This window comes from Pedobacter terrae, assembly GCF_900100705.1.
In the GTDB taxonomy this organism is placed as follows: Bacteria; Bacteroidota; Bacteroidia; order Sphingobacteriales; family Sphingobacteriaceae; genus Pedobacter; species Pedobacter terrae.
Genome location: NZ_FNCH01000017.1, coordinates 60,393 through 81,255, shown reverse-complemented (window position 1 = coordinate 81,255; position 20,863 = coordinate 60,393). Strand labels below are relative to the sequence as shown.

The 20,863-nt window shown below is 38.2% G+C and carries 21 protein-coding genes; 15 read left to right on the top strand and 6 right to left on the bottom strand.

Translation table 11 applies throughout. The features are described from left to right. The first annotated feature begins 48 nt into the window (after window positions 1-48). The gene (locus BLR60_RS18775) at window positions 49-723 is read left to right on the top strand and encodes a hypothetical protein (protein WP_090502626.1); all 675 of its coding nucleotides are present in this window, start codon (window positions 49-51) and stop codon (window positions 721-723) included. Window positions 724-790: 67 nt separating this feature from the next. Here the strand turns inward: BLR60_RS18775 and BLR60_RS18770 are convergent, their stop codons facing one another. From BLR60_RS18770 to BLR60_RS18750, 5 genes are all read right to left on the bottom strand, one after another. Then, a complete protein-coding gene (locus tag BLR60_RS18770; protein WP_090502688.1) occupies window positions 791-1,558 on the bottom strand; it encodes a ThuA domain-containing protein in 768 nt (255 codons plus the stop codon). A gap of 44 nt (window positions 1,559-1,602) precedes the next feature. Then, on the bottom strand, window positions 1,603-2,037 hold the full coding sequence (locus BLR60_RS18765) for a low molecular weight protein-tyrosine-phosphatase (RefSeq protein WP_090502624.1): 435 nt from the start codon (window positions 2,035-2,037) through the stop codon (window positions 1,603-1,605). 2 nt (window positions 2,038-2,039) lie between these two features. Then, window positions 2,040-2,462: a hypothetical protein gene (locus BLR60_RS18760; protein WP_090502622.1), complete on the bottom strand. Its 423-nt coding sequence runs from the start codon at window positions 2,460-2,462 to the stop codon at window positions 2,040-2,042. Window positions 2,463-2,582: 120 nt separating this feature from the next. Beyond that, window positions 2,583-3,389 (bottom strand): S1/P1 nuclease, encoded by an 807-nt coding sequence (locus BLR60_RS18755; protein ID WP_090502620.1) that lies wholly within the window; start codon window positions 3,387-3,389, stop codon window positions 2,583-2,585. Window positions 3,390-3,391: 2 nt separating this feature from the next. Further along, the gene (locus BLR60_RS18750) at window positions 3,392-3,907 is read right to left on the bottom strand and encodes a fumarate hydratase (protein ID WP_090502618.1); all 516 of its coding nucleotides are present in this window, start codon (window positions 3,905-3,907) and stop codon (window positions 3,392-3,394) included. Between the two features lie 242 nt (window positions 3,908-4,149). On the opposite strand from BLR60_RS18750, the gene BLR60_RS18740 reads away from it, so the two are divergent. Further along, the gene (locus tag BLR60_RS18740; protein ID WP_090502614.1) at window positions 4,150-4,347 is read left to right on the top strand and encodes a hypothetical protein; all 198 of its coding nucleotides are present in this window, start codon (window positions 4,150-4,152) and stop codon (window positions 4,345-4,347) included. Between the two features lie 36 nt (window positions 4,348-4,383). Here BLR60_RS18740 and fumC read toward each other — a convergent pair whose 3' ends face one another. Continuing rightward, a complete protein-coding gene (gene fumC, locus BLR60_RS18735; RefSeq protein ID WP_057931668.1) occupies window positions 4,384-5,781 on the bottom strand; it encodes a class II fumarate hydratase in 1,398 nt (465 codons plus the stop codon). 198 nt (window positions 5,782-5,979) lie between these two features. Between fumC and rsgA the strand changes: the two genes are divergently transcribed. The 13 genes from rsgA to BLR60_RS18670 all read left to right on the top strand — a co-directional run bounded on the left by rsgA (window position 5,980) and on the right by BLR60_RS18670 (window position 20,716). Then, on the top strand, window positions 5,980-6,900 hold the full coding sequence (rsgA, locus tag BLR60_RS18730) for a ribosome small subunit-dependent GTPase A (RefSeq protein WP_090502612.1): 921 nt from the start codon (window positions 5,980-5,982) through the stop codon (window positions 6,898-6,900). 101 nt (window positions 6,901-7,001) lie between these two features. After that, window positions 7,002-7,955, top strand: a complete 954-nt coding sequence (locus BLR60_RS18725; RefSeq protein ID WP_090502687.1) for a Smr/MutS family protein — start codon at window positions 7,002-7,004, stop codon at window positions 7,953-7,955. A gap of 189 nt (window positions 7,956-8,144) precedes the next feature. Further along, a complete protein-coding gene (locus BLR60_RS18720) occupies window positions 8,145-8,444 on the top strand; it encodes a hypothetical protein (protein WP_090502610.1) in 300 nt (99 codons plus the stop codon). Window positions 8,445-8,579: 135 nt separating this feature from the next. After that, the gene (locus BLR60_RS18715; protein WP_090502608.1) at window positions 8,580-12,056 is read left to right on the top strand and encodes a preprotein translocase subunit SecA; all 3,477 of its coding nucleotides are present in this window, start codon (window positions 8,580-8,582) and stop codon (window positions 12,054-12,056) included. Window positions 12,057-12,282: 226 nt separating this feature from the next. After that, window positions 12,283-12,660, top strand: a complete 378-nt coding sequence (locus tag BLR60_RS18710; RefSeq protein ID WP_143009109.1) for a PEGA domain-containing protein — start codon at window positions 12,283-12,285, stop codon at window positions 12,658-12,660. A 112-nt stretch (window positions 12,661-12,772) separates the two neighbouring features. Next, complete coding sequence (locus BLR60_RS18705) at window positions 12,773-12,985, top strand: hypothetical protein (protein ID WP_090502604.1); 213 nt, start codon at window positions 12,773-12,775, stop codon at window positions 12,983-12,985. A gap of 370 nt (window positions 12,986-13,355) precedes the next feature. Beyond that, complete coding sequence (locus tag BLR60_RS18700; protein WP_090502602.1) at window positions 13,356-13,799, top strand: SPOR domain-containing protein; 444 nt, start codon at window positions 13,356-13,358, stop codon at window positions 13,797-13,799. After that, window positions 13,786-14,970, top strand: a complete 1,185-nt coding sequence (locus BLR60_RS18695; RefSeq protein ID WP_090502600.1) for a M20 metallopeptidase family protein — start codon at window positions 13,786-13,788, stop codon at window positions 14,968-14,970. Before BLR60_RS18700 ends, BLR60_RS18695 begins: the two co-directional genes overlap by 14 nt. Before the next feature lie 118 nt (window positions 14,971-15,088). Continuing rightward, entirely contained in the window at window positions 15,089-16,030 is a 942-nt protein-coding gene (locus BLR60_RS18690) for a hypothetical protein (RefSeq protein WP_090502598.1), read from the top strand. 221 nt (window positions 16,031-16,251) lie between these two features. After that, window positions 16,252-16,914, top strand: coding sequence for an SGNH/GDSL hydrolase family protein (locus BLR60_RS18685; protein ID WP_244155700.1), 663 nt, complete (start codon window positions 16,252-16,254; stop codon window positions 16,912-16,914). Between the two features lie 159 nt (window positions 16,915-17,073). Continuing rightward, entirely contained in the window at window positions 17,074-19,053 is a 1,980-nt protein-coding gene (dnaG, locus tag BLR60_RS18680; protein ID WP_090502593.1) for a DNA primase, read from the top strand. A 237-nt stretch (window positions 19,054-19,290) separates the two neighbouring features. Then, complete coding sequence (locus BLR60_RS18675) at window positions 19,291-19,656, top strand: YraN family protein (protein WP_090502591.1); 366 nt, start codon at window positions 19,291-19,293, stop codon at window positions 19,654-19,656. Beyond that, complete coding sequence (locus BLR60_RS18670; RefSeq protein ID WP_090502589.1) at window positions 19,634-20,716, top strand: glutaminyl-peptide cyclotransferase; 1,083 nt, start codon at window positions 19,634-19,636, stop codon at window positions 20,714-20,716. The genes BLR60_RS18675 and BLR60_RS18670 overlap by 23 nt, the downstream gene beginning before the upstream one ends. Window positions 20,717-20,863 lie beyond the last annotated feature (147 nt).

Sequence of the window (20,863 nt, the reverse complement as noted above, 5' to 3'; positions counted from 1 at the left end):
TTACATCAATCAGTCAAAACATTTAATTACAGTAGACGTTAATTAAACATGAGTGCTTTTAACCAAAATCCTCCTGACGGCGGTACCGTATATGCAGAAACTAATCTAAACCAGTTATTTCCGGAGCCTTTTAACACCCTAACAAGTTGTTTCTTTCTGGCTATAGCGGTATACTGGACATTTAAACTGTGGGGTAACTTTAAACAGCATACCTTCTTAAGTATTGCATTGGTTCTGCTTTATATTGGTGGGATAGGTGGCACTACTTACCACGGGCTTAGGCGCTGGCCAATCTTTATTATGATGGATTGGATGCCAATTATGCTTTTGTGCCTTTCGGCTGGTGTCTACTTTCTTTCCAAGCTCACCAGATGGTACTTTGCCGTTTTAATTGTAGCGGTATACGCCTTTTTTCAGTTTTACGTAAGAAGGCTTTTCAGCAATGGCGATTTTCAGATTTTTATCAATATCAATTATGCTTTTATGGCTGCGCTGGTTTTATTTCCGGTATTCGGCTATTTGATCAAAACAGACTGGAAAAATGGCAAATGGGTTGGCTTTGCCCTGATTGCCTTCGTATTTGCCTTAACTTTCCGTATCGCAGATAAGTGGGATATATTGAGTATCGGAACACACTTCTTGTGGCATACCTTCGGTGCTATAGCCTCATTTTGTATGCTGAATTATATTTATTTGGTTAACCTGAAAAAAAATAACACTTAAATATTGTGCTATTCAGCTAATGGATAAGTTGAGCTTGCCGGTTAATTTCAACAAGCCCAACTATTATTTAGAACTTTGAATGGGCTTTACTGTAGTCCAGTTTCTTTTGCCCACCTATGGCGTATTCAATACCTCCCCATAAATGTTTTTGAAATTTATCGTCAGCCCAGCCTTCTTTGGTATGTCCCATACAGGTATAAAAAGCTCTTCCGCCATCAAAATCGTGGTACCAGGCAAAAGGATGGAAATCGCCATTTTTACCACCAGTATATGATTTCTCGTCTAAATTAATCAGCACTTTAATGTCTGGGTTAATATTCTTAAAGTTATACAGTTCATCTTTTCTCATCCATACTGAATCGGTAAGGAATTTTGTAGCAGGGTGTTTTTTATCTTTAACGATAAACCTAGCCTCCTGAACAGCTGGATGACTTATAAAATAAGCACCGGCCAATTTGCCATACCAAGGCCAGTCGTACTCTGTATCTGTTGCTGCATGGATACCCACGTAACCTCCGCCAGCCTGGATGTATCTCTCGAAAGCCACCTGTTGTTTATCGTCCAATACATCGCCTGTAGTATTCAGGAAAATAACAGTAGCATATTTTTTTAGGTTGTCTTCAGTAAAAACATCAGCATTTTCTGTTGTATCCACTTCAAAATGATGTTCAGTGCCTAATTTCTGGATCACTTCTTTTCCAGTTTCGATGGAGTTGTGCCTAAAACCCTTTGTTTTGGAGAAGACTAAAATTTTTGCCGGTTTCTTTGCCGTGGTATAGCTTTGCAATAAAATTACTGCGGCAACTAATAAACATAAGGACAGGTATTTTTTCATTTTTTCTTTGACTTGGTTAGTATGATAGGTTATAAGCTTTAAATTTAAGAAAGTTGTTTGATAATTTCCATACATCTTTCCTCAACCTGCTTACAAACTGGGCTAAACAGGCTATTATCCCAATATGGGTCTGTAACTTCGCCGTTATCAAGAAAAAGTTTAACCTTTTTACGATCCTCAGCTGTTTTGGCCAGGTTTTTAACGTCAGCCCAATTGTTCTTGTCCATAACCAAAATCAGGTCATAATAGTCAAACATCGAAGCGTTAAACTGCTGCGCCCGTTGTTTGCTGATATCGTAACCCAATGCTTTGGCTGCAGCAACACTCCTGTGGTCCGGTGCCTGACCAATATGCCAGTTGCCCGTTCCCGCCGAAGCAATTTCCCAGTTTAAGTTTTGTTCATCTGCCAGATGGCGCATAATGCCTTCAGCCAGAGGTGACCGGCAGATATTACCCAGGCAGACCATTAAAATTTTCAATATTATTTGGATTTATATACAAAAACAAAGGTATAAATAATTCCTCCTTGTGGTGGGGTAGAAGTGGTCTGGGTAAGTTTATCTCCACTTAATATTAATGGCGATTGTGGCGCATAAGATAAAAAAATCTGATCACCATCTCTTCTCCAGGTTTTAATACTTGTATCAGGTTTCAAATCGCAAAGCGCTCCGTTGGATCCTGAAGTGTATGTGCCATCTTTAGAAAAAGAGATCATGGAATTACTTACACAACTGCTTGGTCCCATCAGTTCTATATAGTCGGTACTTGTTTTTTTGCCAATAGTCATTGCTGGGCTAACCGTAACCGATTCGATGCGCCAGTCTTTTTTTGTTAATGTTTTGTCGAGGTCTTTTTTGCAGCCTAAAGCTAAACAAACAGTTAAAATAAGAATTAACTTTTTCATGGTTTATAATTGGTTTTGGTTTATATCTATTAAACGAGTTTTATAGTTGATGTGCTAGACTGACCAAAAAAATACCCCAAGCTTGAAAGCATTGGGGCATCTGATATTTAACAAAAAGGCTTATCCGTAGATATCGTTTAACATTTTAGCTAAACGCACACCACCTTTTAATAACTGCTCGTTAAGGGTGTCAACCCAGTCAAAATTATAGCGGTAGCTCAATTTGGTATCTGGTTTAGTAGTTTCGTAAATTTTATTGCAGATGCCGTACGATTCATAAACGCAATCTCTTAGGCTCGTATTTTGCCAATTATATAACTGCATAGCGGAAGGGTGGTTAATGGCCTTCGCGTATTCTGTATAACTCAACTGTTGATACTCGATCAACTGTTCATCCCAAACCCTGTGGATATTCGATTTCTCATTGAACCATAATACCGAAACGCGGTTACCACCCAGGTCTTCCTTACGCGCAACATGCATAGGCTGGCATAAATCTCCGGCCAGGTGGACCAACATGCGTAAAGCCAGTTTCTTTTCTGAAGCCGTGCTGCTTGTTTTCTTTAAAATAGCAATCAGCTCAGGAATTTTGTTGTAAAGATTTGGTTTTTTATCAGTTTCCAAAAATTGATATACACCATTTTTATCTAATCCTGCCGGAAGATTAACAAAATGCCAGTTGTACATATAGTTGTAAGTGGAATCCGATTTAATAAAATCGCCCCAATTGGCCGACATGGCCAAAGTTTCGTAGCCTAAAATACTTTGAATGGCCTTGCGTGTCTTCGCTTTTAAATAACTATCGGCAATTTCGCCAACAACACGATGGCCGATGGTACCCCATGCGTTTGCATGAATAGGGAAATAGGCTAAAAAAGCCACTGTTAAAGCGATGGTTAATCTCTGTTTAATTGATGTTAAAATCATTTTTATAATTCTTTTGGTACGCAGGTTATTTTTTCTTTAAGTGTTAGTTTAATTTCGCGCTGATCGTTTAAACTTTCTAAAATCAAGGTGTCTGCAGATTTTTTATTGATCAGGAAGTTTTTTTCATATCGGCCGATGCGGTAACAACCCGATATTTTTTGTTTATAATTGGCGTGTGTAAAGGTTGCACCTATAAATAACGTATCACCTTTTACTGCATATACGCCCTTGGCATATTCTTTCCAAATACCATTGTTATAACAAGAGTCCTCGTAAAAATTTACTTTGCTATGGGTAACCATATCGATATAAACCGAATCGCAGGTAAACTTAAAATGGTGTTGTGTATAATTGCTCAATTTATGACTAAAAGCAACAGAATCTTCATTCCAAACCCCTTGCATAAAATCTTCACCTTTACCCTGTACATTAGGCCTCGGACTACAGGCCAGCTGTAATATGGATAATGTTAAAAGGAAAATAGGAAAAAGCTTTAATCCTAACTGCGGTTTATTCATGGTTGTAATCTGTGCTTTTTGGGAACTGATCGGAGATGACCTTATTCTTTTTAACGGTATTAATAACCAAAATTAAAAATCCTGCAGCGAAACAAATCCCAGCTACAAAGCCAATAATGCTACTGAAAGAATAGTACTTTGAAACTTCTATAGCAGTTAAATGTTGCGCGGACATTAATAATGGCAGAAACCTAAAAAATAGGTTAACAAGCAGGCTAATGCCCGAGCCAATAGTCATTAAAATGGCTTCAACAGAAGATTTTTTTATTAAAAAAAAGCAGCAGGTTCCAAATATAACACAAGGTGGAATGATGGATATCAAGCTTAAAAGATTAGAAAGTATTGAATTCATATTACCTGTGTTTTTAATTAGCCGTATTGTAAAGTCGGAGCGTCATGCTGAACTTGTTTCAGCAGCTTATGTACTGAAAAGATCCTGAAACAAGTTCAGGATGACGATCGAATATGTAATTAACTTATTTCAAGCTGCCCACCATGTCTTCAGGGCGTACCCACTCATCAAACTGCTCATTAGTTAATAAGCCCAACTCTACAGCAGCAGCTTTTAAGGTTTTATTTTCTTTATGGGCTTTCTTTGCAATTTTAGCTGCATTTTCATAACCTACATGTGGATTCAAGGCCGTAACCAACATTAAAGAATTTTGAAGGTGTTTTTCAATTTCAGGTAGGTTAGCCGTGATTCCTTCGGCACATTTATCTGTAAAAGAAACACAGGCATCGCCAATTAAACGTGCTGATTGTAATACATTGGCGGCAATTAATGGTTTAAATACGTTAAGCTCGAAATGGCCGCTCATACCACCTACTGAAACGGCAACATCGTTACCGATTACCTGTGCACAAACCATGGTTAAAGCCTCTGGTTGCGTAGGATTAACTTTTCCTGGCATAATAGACGATCCTGGTTCATTATCTGGAATAACAATTTCGCCGATACCGCAACGAGGTCCGGAACTTAACATTCGCACATCGTTGGCTACCTTCATCAAAGCAACTGCAGTACGTTTTAAAGCACCGGAAAGTTCTACCATGGCATCGTGTGCAGCAAGTGCCTCAAATTTATTTGGAGCGGTAACAAAAGGCAAACCAGTTAAATCTGCAATTTTTTTAGCCACTAATACATCGTATCCCTTTGGCGTATTTAAGCCTGTGCCCACAGCAGTACCACCTAAAGCCAGTTCTGCAACCATAACCAAAGCATTTTTAATTGCCCGGATGCTGTTATCAATCTGTTGTACGTAACCAGAAAATTCCTGCCCTAAAGTTAATGGGGTTGCATCCATAAAGTGCGTACGGCCTGTTTTAACAATCGTACTAAATTCTTCTACTTTTTGTGCTAAGGTATTCCTTAGCTTTTCTAAACCAGGAATGGTATTTTCTACGGTAAGTTTATAGGCTGCAATGTGCATTGCAGTTGGATAGGTATCGTTTGATGATTGTGATTTATTTACATCATCATTTGGGTGAAGTACTTTTTTATCGTCAGCTAATGAACCACCATTAATAACATGAGCACGGTTTGCAATTACCTCGTTACCATTCATGTTACTTTGTGTTCCAGAACCTGTTTGCCAGATTACCAAAGGAAATTGATCATCCAGTTGTCCTGCAATAATTTCATCGCAAGCTTTAGCAATTAAATCTGCTTTTTCTGCCGATAATACACCAAGTTCGGTATTGGCAAGCGCAGCCGCTTTTTTCAGGTATCCAAAAGCGTGGATAATTTCTTTTGGCATCGAACCCTCCGGGCCGATTTTAAAGTTATTGCGTGAGCGTTCGGTTTGTGCACCCCAGTATTTGTCGGCTGGTACCTGCACCTCGCCCATGGTATCGTGTTCTATTCTGAAACTCATTATATTTTTGATTTTTGTTGTCGCAAATTTAGGTTTTTTGCCTTTTAAAGCGTTGTATTTATGTAAGATATTTAATGGATAAGAAAATATATAGCGGAAATGTCTGTATTCCTTTTTGTTCTCCATCATTAATGTACAAACTTTATCCAGGCCAACCACTTCTGCCAATGAAATCATATTCATACCTTTACCGCAAATATGCAGGGATTAGTTATTAAATCTACAGGGAGCTGGTATAGTGTTTTGGCCGATAATGGTGAACGCTATGATTGCCGGATTGTGGGCAAATTCAGGATTAAAGGACTTAAAACCACCAACCCGATTGCAGTTGGCGACAAGGTGAAATTTGACCTGGAAAAGGATAGTAATCAGGGTTTGATCAACGAAATGTTACCCCGTAAAAATTACATAATCCGCAAATCGATCAACCTGAGTAAACAGGCGCAAATTTTGGCTGCTAATTTAGATATGGCCATGCTGGTGGTTACACTCGCTTCCCCTCGTACCTCTTTAGGTTTTATAGATCGCTTTTTGGTTACTGCAGAAGCCTATGATGTACCAGCTGTGTTGGCGTTTAATAAACTCGATCTATTTAGCAAAGAAGGTTTGGAAATTCTGCAGGAATTTAAAGATATCTATGAAAATATCGGCTACCCCTGTTATGAAGTTTCCGCTTTAAAAGGCATTAATATTCCGGTAATTCAGGAATTGATTACTGATAAAATTACCTTGATATCGGGTCACTCAGGAGTAGGGAAATCTAGTTTGATCAATGCATTAATGCCTGACCGGGATTTGAGGACAGGCGAGGTTTCTGACTGGAGCGATAAAGGACAACATACCACTACGTTTGCCGAAATGTTCGAACTGCCGCAGGGAGGTTTTATTGTAGATTCTCCGGGAATCAGGGAACTTGGTGTAATCGACATTGAAAAAGAAGAATTGGGACATTTTTTTAGAGAAATCTTTAAAACTTCTCACAATTGCCGCTTTAACAATTGCAGGCATATTAATGAACCAGGCTGTGCGGTTATTGAAGCCGTAAATGAAGGTGAAATTGCAGTTTCGAGATATGAAAGTTACCTGAGCATTTACCACGGGAATGATACGCGACATTAGCCCCCAGCCCTTGAAGGGGAGTTGAATGAGAGGCTAAAATTGGAAATAAGATAATTTTAATAAATAATATGGAGATGTCCCCTTTAGGGGATTTAGGGGTTATGAAATTTAAACTGGGAGATTTTGTGCGTTTTGTTGATGAAAAACGTGAAGGTTATGTAACTAAAATTATTGATGCGCAAACTTTAGGTGTTACCGATGAAGATGGTTTCGAGATACCTGTTTCGGTGAGTAATTTAACCTCTGTGCATGGTCATGGTGTAGTTGCTGAAGAATTGGATGCGCCTAAACCCATTCAGGTGAATATTCCAAGCGTTAACAAAATCGAAAATGGTATTTATATAGCCGTTGCTACCGATGATAAGGCAGGTAATGTGGTGCATTTCCATCTCCAAAACCATTCTCCAAATATTTTATTGGTAAGCCTAACCACTGCGCGTAAAGGAAAATATGCGGGTGCTTTTCATGGAATAATTGAATCTTACGGTTCTATTTTGGTTTATTCAGCTTCCTTGGCTGATCTTGACCTTTGGCCGGAATTTAATTTTCAGGTTTTGGTATTTAGCAAAGCTGATGTAAAACCTATTGATCCATTGGTGATCCATAAAAAGTTCAGGGCAAAAGATTTTAGTATCGAACAAAAAGAATTGCCTCAATTGAGAAATAAAGGTTGGTTGATCCGATTAGATGATCTTGTGCCGGTAACCATTGATGCGCAGAAATTAAAGGAAAGTTTCTTTAAGTCGTCAGAGGAAAAGAGAACAGTTGAAGCCCCCCAAAAAGAAATTGATCTGCACATCGAAAAACTAAGAGATGATCATCATTTTTTAGAAGCCGATGAAATGCTGCAGATACAGATTAATCATTTTCAAACGGCTATGGATGCTGCGGTTGTACATCATTTTGATAAAATTGTCTTCATTCACGGTTCGGGAAATGGTACTTTAAGAGATAAAATCCATAAACTGATCAGCAAAAACCCCCACGTAAAAACATATATGGATGCCAGAAAAGAAAAGTTTGGTTATGGGGCTACGGAAGTCGTTTTTAAATGATGGAAGAGGGAAGATATAGGATGGAGGAGAATCTTTTGCATGCGATCCCTCATACTGAACTTGTTTCAGAATCTAACCCGGTGAATTAAAGATTCTCCCTGCATTCAGAAGACAGAAAGATTGAGGTACGCTTTTTGCAGCTATGTAATTTCTTTTTATAAAAGATTAAAACTAGCTTTGCCGCAATTAATGAAACACCTCGTTACCATATCACTTGTCTTTTTTAGCTTAACACATTTGGCAAAAGCCGAACGTGTTGAGGGACTAAAGATATTAAACGAGTACTGTAGCGAGCATAACATTTGTGTAAATGCGTGCGGCAAGACCTCTGTTCAGCTAAACGAAGACCGTAATCCTTATTTATTATCATACACCAAATTAGCCCTAATTGGAACGCAAGCTCCAATAAAAGTTGCTAAATACGTAAATGCAGACCAGGTAATTGCTGATTTAACCATCAGAAAAAAACCAAAGAACAATAGTCCCTAGTTCTCTTTCTCTTTAAAAATCTTTTAAGATTTAAGCCCCAATACACCAACAACTGTCAAACTGACTTAGCGCTGACAATGGCTTGGTTGTTGTAACACACCCATTTTTTAATAATAAAATACAATTTAAAATATAATGTTAGGATTTTTAGCGAAGATTTTCGGAAGTAAATCAGAAAGAGATATAAAGGCTATTCAGCCATTGGTTGTCAAAATTAACGAGCAATACAGTAAGCTGTCTGTATTAAGCAACGACGAATTACGTGGTAAAACCATAGAATTTAAAAGCAGGATTTCTGATTTCTTAACAGAGATTGATGGAAAAATTGCAGCTTTAAAAGCTGAAGCAGAGAGCGAAGAATTAGATCTTCACGAAAAAACAGCCATTTACGATCAGGTTGATATCTTAGGTAAAGATCGTGATACCGAACTGGAAAAAGTACTTTTGGAAATCCTTCCAGAAGCTTTTGCTGTAATTAAAGAAACTTCACGCCGTTTAAGCGAAAACGATTATCTAGAAGTTACCGCAACCCAGTTTGATAGAGATTATGCTGCAAGAAAAAACAATGTTAAAATTGTTGGTGATAAAGCACAATGGGCTAATAAATGGGATGCTGCCGGAACAGAGGTGGCCTGGAACATGGTACATTATGATGTACAGTTGATTGGTGGTATTGTATTGCATAGCGGTAAAATTGCCGAAATGGCTACTGGTGAAGGTAAAACCCTGGTAAGTACCTTGCCGGCTTATTTGAATGCACTTGCTGGTCAAGGTGTACACATTGTAACGGTGAATGATTACCTGGCTCGTCGTGATAGTGAGTGGAACGGCCCCTTATTCGAATTCCATGGTTTAAGCGTTGATTGTATTGATAAACATGAGCCAAATTCTGAAGAAAGAAGAAAAGCTTATGCCGCAGATATTACTTACGGAACCAATAATGAGTTCGGTTTCGATTACCTGCGTGACAATATGTCGCAAACACCAGATCAATTGGTACAGCGCAAACTGCATTTTGCAATGGTGGATGAGGTCGATTCGGTTTTAATTGATGATGCCCGTACCCCTTTAATTATTTCTGGTCCGATTCCACGTGGCGATGAGCATGAGTTTTATGAGTTAAAACCACGTATTGAGCGCTTGGTTAATGAACAAAAAGCTTATGTAACACAAGCATTAAACGAGGCTAAAAAATTAATTAATGCAGGCAACAGCGGAACCGAAGAAGGAGAAGGTGGTTTAGCCTTATTGCGTGCATACCGTGGTTTGCCAAAAAACAAAGCTTTAATTAAATTTTTAAGTGAAACCGGTATTCGTGGTTTGTTGTTAAAAACTGAAAACCACTACATGGCAGATCAATCTAAGAATATGCCAAAGGTAGATTCTGAATTGTATTTCTATATCGATGAGAAGAATAATCAGGTTGAATTAACTGAAAAAGGTATTGAACTGATTACCCAATCGGGTGAAGATCCTCATTTCTTCGTACTGCCAGATGTAGGTACTGAGATTGCAGAGCTTGAAAAATCTGATCTTCCTTTAGAAGAAAAGGTTGTGCAGAAAGATGCTTTAATGCGCGATTACTCTGTTAAAGCAGAACGCATTCACTCGGTTAACCAATTATTAAAAGCATATACCTTATTTGAAATTGATGTGGAATACATCATCGATGAAGGAAAAATCAAAATTGTTGATGAGCAAACAGGTCGTATTATGGATGGCCGCCGTTACTCTGATGGTTTACACCAGGCAATTGAGGCTAAGGAAAATGTAAAGGTTGAAGATGCGACCCAAACTTATGCAACCGTAACCTTACAGAACTATTTCCGTATGTACCACAAACTTTGCGGTATGACGGGTACTGCAACTACAGAAGCTGGCGAGTTTTGGTCGATCTATAAATTGGATGTCGTAGAAATTCCAACCAATAGAAATATTTCGAGGATTGATGAGCAGGATTACGTTTACCGTACCGTTCGTGAGAAATATAATGCTGTCGCTGCAGAAATACAATACCTGGTTTTCCCTTATTCTCATTACGAGACAGAATATGAAACAGATAAAGAAGGTAATGTAAAACAGAAAGACGGTAAACCGGTTGTTAAATACGATCAAACAGGTAGAGCTGTACCTAAATTGGATGCTAAAGGGGCGTTAATTCCTGCAGTTAATCCAGAAACAGGACAGTTGGAGCCAAAAGCTGGCCGTCCGGTACTGGTGGGTACCACATCTGTAGAGATTTCTGAGTTATTAAGCCGTATGCTTAAACTCCGCGGTATCAAACATAATGTATTGAACGCTAAAATGCACCAGAGAGAGGCCGATATCGTTGCCGAAGCTGGTCAGGCAGGAACAGTAACCATTGCAACCAATATGGCCGGTCGTGGTACCGATATTAAACTGGGTGCAGGTGTTAAAGAAGCTGGTGGTTTAGCTATTGTAGGTACCGAGCGTCACGAATCACGTCGTGTAGATAGACAGTTACGTGGTCGTGCAGGTCGCCAGGGTGATCCGGGCTCTTCACAGTTCTTCGTTTCATTGGAAGATAATTTAATGCGTTTATTTGGTTCAGAGCGTATTTCTAGTATCATGGTGCGTATGGGTATCGAAGACGGTGAGGTGATCCAGCACTCTATGATCACCAAATCTATCGAGCGTGCACAGAAAAAAGTAGAAGAAAACAACTTTGGTATCCGTAAACGTTTATTGGAGTACGATGATGTGATGAACTCGCAACGTACCGTAATTTATGCTAAACGTAAAAATGCTTTATTTGGCGAACGTTTAGATGTGGATATGAACAATATGGTTTTCGATGTTGCTGAAGATATCGTGAGCGAATATAAACAAGAAGCAAATTACGACGGATTTAAACTGGAAGTAATTAAAAACTTCTCTTTAGATACGGAGATCACCGAAAAAGAATTCTCTTCAACCAGTATTCCTCAGTTAACAGAAAAGTTATTTGAAGAAGCAGAGGCATTTTATGCACGTAAATCAGAAGCCATTATTCAGCAATCACTGCCCGTATTAACCCAGGTGTACGAAGAGCGCGGAGAGCATATCGAACAGATTGTGGTTCCGTTTACTGATGGCATCCGCGGTATTCAGGTAGCTGTTGATTTAAAGAAAGCTATTGATAATAAAGGAAAAGAGGTGGTTCGTTCATTCGAAAAAACCATCGTTCTAGCTTTAATTGATGATAGCTGGAAAGAGCATTTACGCGAAATGGACGATTTGAAGCAATCGGTACAAAATGCGGTTTACGAGCAAAAAGATCCGTTGGTAATTTATAAAATGGAAGCTTTCAACTTATTTAAAAACATGCTTAACGCAGTGAATAAAGAAGTAGTGAGTTTCTTATATAAAGGTGGTATCCCGGTACAACAAGAACCAGATCAGGTAAGAGAAGCACCGGCTCCGGTTAAACAGCCAAAGCTGCAAACTACTAAACAAGAGTTTGGTAGGGAAGAGCCAGGAATTGAGTTTGGCGATACACGTGAAGCTGTTCCGCTACAACCTATCCGCAAGGAAGCAACGGTTGGTAGAAACGAACCTTGCCCATGCGGTAGCGGTAAAAAATACAAAAACTGTCACGGAGCTAATTTATAATCAAGATCTACAGTGTTTTACTAAGCCTCAACAAATGTTGAGGCTTTTTTTGTAACTAAATTTTTAATTCTCAAATTAACAGTTATATTTATGGACGGTCAATTTGAAATTGGTAGGCAATTTTTTACTGATCAATAAACTTAAAAATGGAGTCCGGCAACCATTAAAAACGGGGCGTAACCGAAAGGCCATAAGAGTAGGAAACACACACACACAAAACACACAAATGAAAAGAGTTTTAAACATTGCCGCTGTTTCAGCGACACTGCTGCTATCTAGCTGCGCCACTATTTTTACGGGTACAAAACAAACCGTTCAAATCAATTCCAATCCTCCAGCCGCTACCATCGAAGTAGACGGCATTAAAGCAGGCGTTACACCAATGGCTGTATCCTTAAAAAAAGGATTTACCGGACAAACCATCAGTTTAAAATTGGATGGTTACGAAACCAAAACATTCCAACCGGAAACCACATTTAATGCAGTATCTGTGGTAAATTTTCTATTTCTACCAGGTTTTATTATTGATGCTGCTACAGGTGCAATGATGAAATACGACCCAAAAGTTTACGAATTTACGTTAGAACCTAAGAAAGCGAATTAATCAATTGCCTAATGGTCATAATTCTTAAGGCCAGATTTCCGTAAGGAATCTGGCTTTTTACATGCTGACGTCTTTACGTCTTGACATCAATATATATATAGTATTTTTGAGTATGAGAACTATAACATTGGATATTTTAAATGACAAAGCATTAGATCTTTTAAGAGATTTGGAGTTACTTAAAGTCATTCGTTTGAGAAAAGATTCTAGTGCTCAGGATATCTCCATTAACGATCTGATTTCAAAATATAAGGGCTCAATGCAAAAACAACCAATCTCGGATGTAGATGATCAGTTAAATAGTATTAGAAACGAATGGGAATAAATACCTCCAATTTTTTATAAACCGGTCGTCATCTCGACTGAAGTGTAACGAAATGGAGAGATCTATTTCGAGACAGATTTCTCGGCTAAATTGCACTCCGCTCGAAATGACGTTACGAGGAGACTCTAGCTAAAAATGAATAATTGTAGCCTGTCACCCCAAATTCTTTTTACAGAACTGAACCCCTGTAATAACTATTTTATTAAAAAAGCATAAATTTTTGAGTTTCGGAATTTTTAAGATTTTCTCCCAAATCATAACCATTTGCTTAACCCATAAAGAATGCCGATTTTTGCAACGATTTCGGCATTCTTGTTGTTAAGAAGATGGAGAAGATACATCCGCTTATCAAATGCCAATTATTTTGCCCATGAAAACAACATTAACTTTTATATCCTGCCTGCTTCTTACTATAACTGCTTTTGCACAGAAAGGCGAAGTAACTGTTATAAAAGACCCTTTAATAGATAGTTTAATTGCCAAGCGGCTGGAGGTTTACAAATCTTCAGGTGAGGTAAAACCAGGCAAGCCGATTGTTTCATCCTACGGTTACCGCGTACAGATTTTTTATGGCTCAGACCGGCGCGAGGTTTTTAACCAACAGGCACGTTTTAAAGGAATGTATCCTCAGTTAAATACTTACCTTACTTATAAAGAGCCCAACTATTATGTTCGTGTGGGCGATTTTAGGAGCCGATTAGAGGCTCAGCGCCTGATTAACGAACTCCGACCAACCTTCCCTACACTTTTTATTTTTAGGGAAAAAATAAATGCACCAACTTTAGATACCACAACAACCAATGATCAAAAATAAAGTACAGGAACTGGCCGCTCACATTTTTAAAGATGTAGTAGGTTATCGTCAACATATTCATGCCAATCCCGAATTGTCTTTCAAAGAATTCGAAACTTCACTGTTTATCAAGGATAAATTAAAAAAATGGGGGATTGAATATACCGACTGTGCCAATACGGGTGTGGTGGGTTTAATTAAGGGCAACAAGCCGTCCGATAAAGTTATTGCTCTACGTGCTGATATGGATGCATTACCCATTCATGAAGCTAACGACAAGCCCTATCGTTCCAAAAATCATGGTGTAATGCATGCCTGCGGACATGATGTGCATACCTCTTCACTTTTAGGAACAGCTTATATCCTAAATCAAATGAAAGATGATTTCGGTGGAACCATTAAACTGATTTTTCAGCCTGCTGAAGAACTTTTACCAGGTGGAGCAAGTATTATGATTAAAGAAGGTGTACTTGAAAATCCAAAACCGCATCATATTGTTGGCCAGCATGTAATGCCCTTAATTGATGCCGGTAAAGTAGGTTTCCGTTCGGGTATTTACATGGCCTCTACAGACGAACTTTATGTTACCGTAACCGGAAAAGGCGGTCATGGTGCACAACCTCATCAAAATATTGATCCTGTTGTAATTGCTTCACATATCATTATTGCATTGCAGCAGATTGTAAGTCGCAATGCAGATCCGCGTATTCCATCGGTTCTGTCTTTTGGTAAAGTAACGGCCAACGGTGCAACCAATATTATCCCTAACGAGGTAAAAATTGAAGGTACATTTAGAACCTTAGATGAAAACTGGCGAGACGAAGCACACAAACGCATGAAAAAAATGGCAGAAGGTATTGCCGAAAGTATGGGCGGAAGCTGCGATTTTGATATCCACCGAGGATATCCATTTTTAATCAACGAAGAAAAACTAACCGCAAATGCAAGAGGCTTTGCAGAAGATTTTTTAGGTAAAGAAAACGTGGTTGATTTAGATATTTGGATGGCTGCCGAAGATTTTTCTTTCTACTCGCAGGTAACAGATGCCTGTTTTTATCGTTTAGGTACTGGTAACGTAGCAAAAGATACGCAATACTCGGTGCATACGCCAAGATTTGATGTCGATGAAGATGCTTTGAAAATATCAACCGGATTAATGGCTTATATTGCTTTAAAACAATTAGGTAATTAAGAGGGAAGATGTAAATAGGTAAGATGGGTGACGGAGACGTTACAATTTCATCATCTATCTTCTATCATCCGTTTTACGTTCTCCAACTTAAATCATCCATTACACATATCCATCTTAAATGAAAAAAATATTTCTGCTTTTATTATTAATTCCATTCTTTCGTCAAGGTTTTACGCAAGAAATCAACCGCTTTAATCCGGATACCATTAAAACGATTGTACTCGATTCTGCTGTAAATATTAAGGCCGAAAAGTTGAATGTAGAAACGTTTATCAGAAAGGTGATGTATGATACTTCCTTTTATCAGTCGTTTAGAGATATGAAACGTTATACTTTCATTGCCGAAAACAGGATTTACAGCTACGATAAAAAGAATAAGGTGGATGGAAAAATTTATCGCAAAATTCGCCATAACAATAGTGGTCCATATAAAATGGAGTATCTGGTAAAACAAGATACCGGAAAAATTTATAAAAGAAACGGAAAATACCAGTTGTATACTGTAGAAATGTTCGATTATATTTTTATGAACGCTTATAATACTGATTTTGTACCTAATGCACCCAAACCTGATGGGAAAGGCGGAACAAATGAAAGTTATAAGGATAAGCTTAAAACGTTAATCTTTAATCCTGGCCGTCCGGTAAAAGTGCCTTTTATTGGAAATAAAACTGAAATATTCTCGGCCAATATGCGCCAGTATTATGATTATGGCTTTACCAGCGGTACTTATCTTGATTCTATCCCCGTGTACCGTTTTAAGGTTTCCGTTAAGCCTGATTTAAGCAGCTGGACAAAAGATGGTATCATGATCAAAGAACTGGTTACGATTTTTGACAAGCGGAATTTCAATATCCTTGGCCGTTATGTCGACATGAAATACAGCAATATGTTGTTTGATTTTGATGTGCAGATGAATATAGAAATGGGTTATTTCGGAGACGATAAATTACCGACCAAAATTACTTATCAGGGTAACTGGGATTATCCTTTCAAGAAGGAGGAAAGAGCAAGTTTTCTAATCGTACATAAAGATTATAAATTGGAAAAAGCTAAGTAATCACTTAAGATAAGCTATTTAAGATATCGAACTCAGGATCTTTCCAATTGTAGGATTTAGGAAACAGGTTCCACCACTTGTTTAAAATCGAGCGTTACTCCGACGGGAGCGCAGTCCCGAATATTCCAGAGAGAAATCTTTGAACTATGTTTATAAAAAATCCTTAGATTTATTTTCTTTGATCAAAATAACACAGCTTAAAATAACCTAACCAATTATACATGATGAAAACAGTTATAAAAACGAGTATTTTACTAAGCTTTTGCTTAATTGCATTAACCTCAATGACATTTAAACCCAAACGGATTATCTTTTTTGGTGATTCCATTACCCAACAGGGTGTTTCAAAAAACGGATATGTAACCCTGATCAAAAAATCGCTCGATTCTACTAAATACGATATCATTGGCGCAGGTATTGGTGGTAATAAGGTTTATGATCTTTACCTGCGTTTAGAAGATGATGTATTAAACAAGAAGCCAGATTTAGTGGTGATTTATGTGGGCATTAATGATGTGTGGCATAAACAATCATCTCATACCGGAACCGATTATGATAAATATTTAAAGTTTTATCAGGCTTTAATTAATAAAATTCAGGGTGTGGGCAGTAAAGTAGTATTGGTTACCCCATCGGTTGTTGGCGAGAAAAAAGATGGTACCAATGAGTTAGATGCCGATCTGAATAAATATGCAGAGGGAATTAGAGCGCTGGCGGCAAAAAACAATCTTCCTGTATGCGATTTAAGGAAGATTTTTTCGGAATATGAAGCAAAAAATAATCCGGAGGATAAGGAAAAAGGTATTTTAACCGTTGATCGGGTACACTTAAACGAAACGGGAAATAAATTGGTGGCTGATCAGCTATTGCCTTTGGTTAAATAATAGGTTTTAAACCGCAAAGTTCGCTAAGTATTCCGCAAAGCACACAAAGAAATTTTCTCTGTTATCTTTGTGGTTAAACAAGCCGATTCTTCATTGCGAACCGAATAAATATATTTTACATTAAAAGAAAGGTAAAAGCCCCTTAAGGGGTTTGGGGTTATGATAAACCGCGAAACGATAGATAAGATAATGGATACCGCCCGTATTGAGGAGGTAGTTGGGGATTTTGTGCACTTAAAAAAACGCGGAACCAGTTTAATTGGTAATTGCCCTTTCCATGGCGAAAAAACGCCTTCCTTCCACGTATCCGTAACCAAAGGGATTTACAAATGTTTTGGCTGCGGTAAAGGAGGCGATTCAGTGCGCTTTATTATGGATCATGAAAAATATTCATATCCGGAAGCACTTAAGTTTTTAGCCAATAAATACAACATAGAAGTAGAGGAGGCCGAACTTTCGCCCGAGGCTGCCGAAGCACAGAGTGCCAAAGAAAGCCTTTACATCGTATCGCAATATGCTGCTACCTTCTTCGTTAAACAGCTTTGGGAAACAGACGAGGGTAGGGGTATAGGTCTGAGTTATTTTAAAGAACGCGGTTTTAGAGAAGATATTCTAAAAAAATTCGAGGTTGGTTATTCTCCCGATGTTTGGGATGCGATGACACAAAGCGCAACTAATGCGGGGCATAAATTAGAATTTTTAGAAGCCACCGGCTTATCAATCAAAAATGATAATGGGAAAATTTACGACCGTTTTCGCGGACGTGTGATGTTTCCCATTCACAATTTTACCGGTCGGATTATTGGTTTTGGAGGCAGGACCTTAAAAACAGATAAAAATGTACCTAAATATGTAAATTCTCCTGAAAGCGAAATTTACCACAAGTCGAACGTGCTTTATGGCTTGTTTCATGCCAAAAAAGCCATCCGCGATTTAGATAACTGCTATCTGGCCGAAGGTTATGCTGATGTACTTTCCGTCCATCAGGCTGGCATAGAAAACGTAGTGGCTTCTTCAGGTACTTCGTTAACGGTAGAGCAAATTAAACTAATCGGACGGTTTACCCAGAATATTACCATTCTTTTTGATGGCGATGCTGCTGGTATTAAAGCTTCTCTCCGTGGTTTGGATATGATTTTGGAAGAAGGTCTGAACGTGAAAATTGTTTCCTTCCCCGATGGTCACGACCCTGATTCTTATATGCATCATGTGGGAGCTGGCGCATTTAAAACCTACCTGGAGCAGAATAGAAAAGATTTTATTCTTTACAAAGCAAATGTACTGCTTAAGGATGCCGGTAATGATCCGATCAAACGTGCAGGTATTATCCGGGATATTGTAGAGAGTATTGCTAAAATTCCTGATCCGATTAAAGCTTCGGTTTTTATCCGGGAGTGTAGCAGCCTGCTCGAAATTGAAGAGCATATTCTACTGAGCGAACTCAATAAAATGCGTTCGGCAAAGCTCAAAAAGAGTTTTGATAATAACCAGCGGGCAACCCCTTCCTCAAATCCGAAACCATACAATTCAGGCCCGCCAGAACCGCTTGGTCCACCAGATGATTTATGGGATGATAGTGCCGGCCCAATGGGTTACGAACAGCCTGTAGAGGAAAATGAGCATCAGGAAAAGGAAATTGTACGTTTATTATTGGCCTATGGACACGAATTTGTTAACTGGGATAAAATTGATGATATGTACATTGGCCCATTTATCATGCAGAATCTGAGTGATGTAGAATTTGATGACCCGCTTTGTAAGAGAATTATTGATTATTATAAATCTGAAATTGACAACGGCAGATTACCAACTTCGAACCACTTTGTTAAACATGAAGACCGGGACATTGCCGATCTTGCCATTACGCTTTCTACCTCTGAATACGCGCTAAGTGAAAACTGGTTGAATAAACATCTTATCTATGTTAAAGATGAATCAATGAATTTAAAGGCAACCATTTTAGGCGGCATTTTTCACCTTAAAAAACGTAAAGTTGAAAAAATATTGATGAACCTGTTAAAAGAGATAAAGGAAGAAAAGAACGAAGATAACCAAATGATCTTAATGCAACGTTATGGCGTGATTAAAGGTGTAGAAAGGGAAATTTCGAAATTTTTGGGTTCTGTTATTGTTAAATAAATTAAACTTCACTCGAAGAAATTAACAATATTCGTCGCCCTGATCCGATAGCTATCGGATTTATTTCAGGGTCTTTATAGCGGGAAAGATGCTGACCACGTAGTAGCTACAAGACAATTGAAATCACTAGCTACTTGTAAAATAAATCCGATAGCTATCGGATCAGCATGACGATTTGCTTAAAAAGGACTATAAATTCAATAATTAAAACACTCACTCATTCAATAATCACAAAGGATGGCGTTTCACAACGATTTAGGCAGAGCAGGTGAACGGATTGCGAAGCAATACCTGGAGGATAAGGGATATGAGGTTTTAGATGAAAACTGGACTCACGGTAAGGCTGAGGTAGATTTAATTGTATATAAAAATGGTATTATGGTTTTTGTTGAAGTTAAGTCCCGCAGTTCGGTTGCTTTTGGCGAGCCAGAAGAATTTGTGCAAAAATCAAAACAAATTCAGATGGAATTGGCAGCTAATGCCTATATTGAAATCATGAATCATCAAAATGATATCCGTTTTGATATTATTGCGATTACCTTTACCAAAAATAAAACTTATAATTTAAACCATATAGAAGATGCGTTTTGGCCTGAAGATTAAACATATTAAAAAATTCATATTTATCGGAACAGCACTTACATTTGTAACTGCATGTAAAGAAATTACTACCACAACCTATCGTAACTTTGTTTCTCCCTTAACTGGTCTTAATGTACCATCAGGAAATGAATTTGATGTGAAAGTGCAGTTCGGCGACGATCAAAAGGTAGATTCAGTAGTATATTTAATCGACACGATCAAAGTTGCTTCAAAAACCGATACTTTGGCGCTTAAACTTAAAACCGAAGGTCTAAAGCTTGGTAATCACCTGTTAACTGCAAAAGTATTTGGTGAAGGAAAATCAGAAGATATCACTTCAAATATTAATGTATTGGCAGCTCAGGCGCCTACAGAATATACCTATAAGGTAATTAAGAGCTTGCCTCATGATACTGCTTCGTATGTAGAGGGTTTAGAATATCATGACGGCTTCTTTTACGAAAGTGCCGGTGATTATGGTCATTCGAGCCTACGAAAGGTAGACCCGGCAACAGGAAAAATTCTTCAAAAAGCAGATTTAGATAAGCAATATTTTGGCGAAGGCATGACCGTAATCGGAAATAAAATTATTCAATTAACGTATCGCGAAAAAGTAGGTTTTGTTTACGATAAAGCTACTTTCAAAAAAATATCAGAATTTTCTTATACCACTGGAAGAGAAGGCTGGGGTTTGGCTTTTGATGGAGAAAAAGTGTTGAATACCGATGGTTCAAACACGATCTTTTTTCTGAATAAGGATACTTATCAAAAAATTGGTTCGATCGATGTTTTTGATAATAAGGGGCCGATCCAAAATCTGAATGAACTTGAAGTGATTGATGGTAAAATTTATGCAAACGTCTATACTACGAATGAGATCATGATCATTAATCCACAAACGGGAGCTGTTGAAAGTAAGATCGATTTGTCAGGACTGTTGCCAGCAGATTATTTCAAAACTGAAGATGAAAAAGCCAATAATGTATTAAACGGAATTGCGTACGATAAGGCTGGTAAAAGGCTTTTTGTAGCCGGCAAGAAATGGCCGCATATATTTCAGATCGAGTTGGTGAAGAAATAACTATTTCAATCATATCTCACTTGAGCTTATCGAAATACCTTAAATAAGTCGTTCGACAGGCTACAATTGACAGAATCCAGTAGTGCGGTCTTCATCCGATAGCTATCGGATCTCGCGCATGCGGGAATCTTAATGCAAGCGCTTTAA

Coding starts and splice junctions, on each gene's coding strand:
- BLR60_RS18775 (WP_090502626.1), top strand. CDS start 49: ATGAGTGCTTTTAACCAAAATCCTCCTGACGGCGGTACCGTATATGCA.
- BLR60_RS18770 (WP_090502688.1), bottom strand. CDS start 1,558: ATGAAAAAATACCTGTCCTTATGTTTATTAGTTGCCGCAGTAATTTTA.
- BLR60_RS18760 (WP_090502622.1), bottom strand. CDS start 2,462: ATGAAAAAGTTAATTCTTATTTTAACTGTTTGTTTAGCTTTAGGCTGC.
- BLR60_RS18755 (WP_090502620.1), bottom strand. CDS start 3,389: ATGATTTTAACATCAATTAAACAGAGATTAACCATCGCTTTAACAGTG.
- BLR60_RS18750 (WP_090502618.1), bottom strand. CDS start 3,907: ATGAATAAACCGCAGTTAGGATTAAAGCTTTTTCCTATTTTCCTTTTA.
- BLR60_RS18740 (WP_090502614.1), top strand. CDS start 4,150: ATGGCTTCAACAGAAGATTTTTTTATTAAAAAAAAGCAGCAGGTTCCA.
- fumC (WP_057931668.1), bottom strand. CDS start 5,781: ATGAGTTTCAGAATAGAACACGATACCATGGGCGAGGTGCAGGTACCA.
- rsgA (WP_090502612.1), top strand. CDS start 5,980: ATGCAGGGATTAGTTATTAAATCTACAGGGAGCTGGTATAGTGTTTTG.
- BLR60_RS18725 (WP_090502687.1), top strand. CDS start 7,002: ATGAAATTTAAACTGGGAGATTTTGTGCGTTTTGTTGATGAAAAACGT.
- BLR60_RS18720 (WP_090502610.1), top strand. CDS start 8,145: ATGAAACACCTCGTTACCATATCACTTGTCTTTTTTAGCTTAACACAT.
- BLR60_RS18715 (WP_090502608.1), top strand. CDS start 8,580: ATGTTAGGATTTTTAGCGAAGATTTTCGGAAGTAAATCAGAAAGAGAT.
- BLR60_RS18710 (WP_143009109.1), top strand. CDS start 12,283: ATGAAAAGAGTTTTAAACATTGCCGCTGTTTCAGCGACACTGCTGCTA.
- BLR60_RS18705 (WP_090502604.1), top strand. CDS start 12,773: ATGAGAACTATAACATTGGATATTTTAAATGACAAAGCATTAGATCTT.
- BLR60_RS18700 (WP_090502602.1), top strand. CDS start 13,356: ATGAAAACAACATTAACTTTTATATCCTGCCTGCTTCTTACTATAACT.
- BLR60_RS18695 (WP_090502600.1), top strand. CDS start 13,786: ATGATCAAAAATAAAGTACAGGAACTGGCCGCTCACATTTTTAAAGAT.
- BLR60_RS18690 (WP_090502598.1), top strand. CDS start 15,089: ATGAAAAAAATATTTCTGCTTTTATTATTAATTCCATTCTTTCGTCAA.
- BLR60_RS18685 (WP_244155700.1), top strand. CDS start 16,252: ATGATGAAAACAGTTATAAAAACGAGTATTTTACTAAGCTTTTGCTTA.
- dnaG (WP_090502593.1), top strand. CDS start 17,074: ATGATAAACCGCGAAACGATAGATAAGATAATGGATACCGCCCGTATT.
- BLR60_RS18675 (WP_090502591.1), top strand. CDS start 19,291: ATGGCGTTTCACAACGATTTAGGCAGAGCAGGTGAACGGATTGCGAAG.
- BLR60_RS18670 (WP_090502589.1), top strand. CDS start 19,634: ATGCGTTTTGGCCTGAAGATTAAACATATTAAAAAATTCATATTTATC.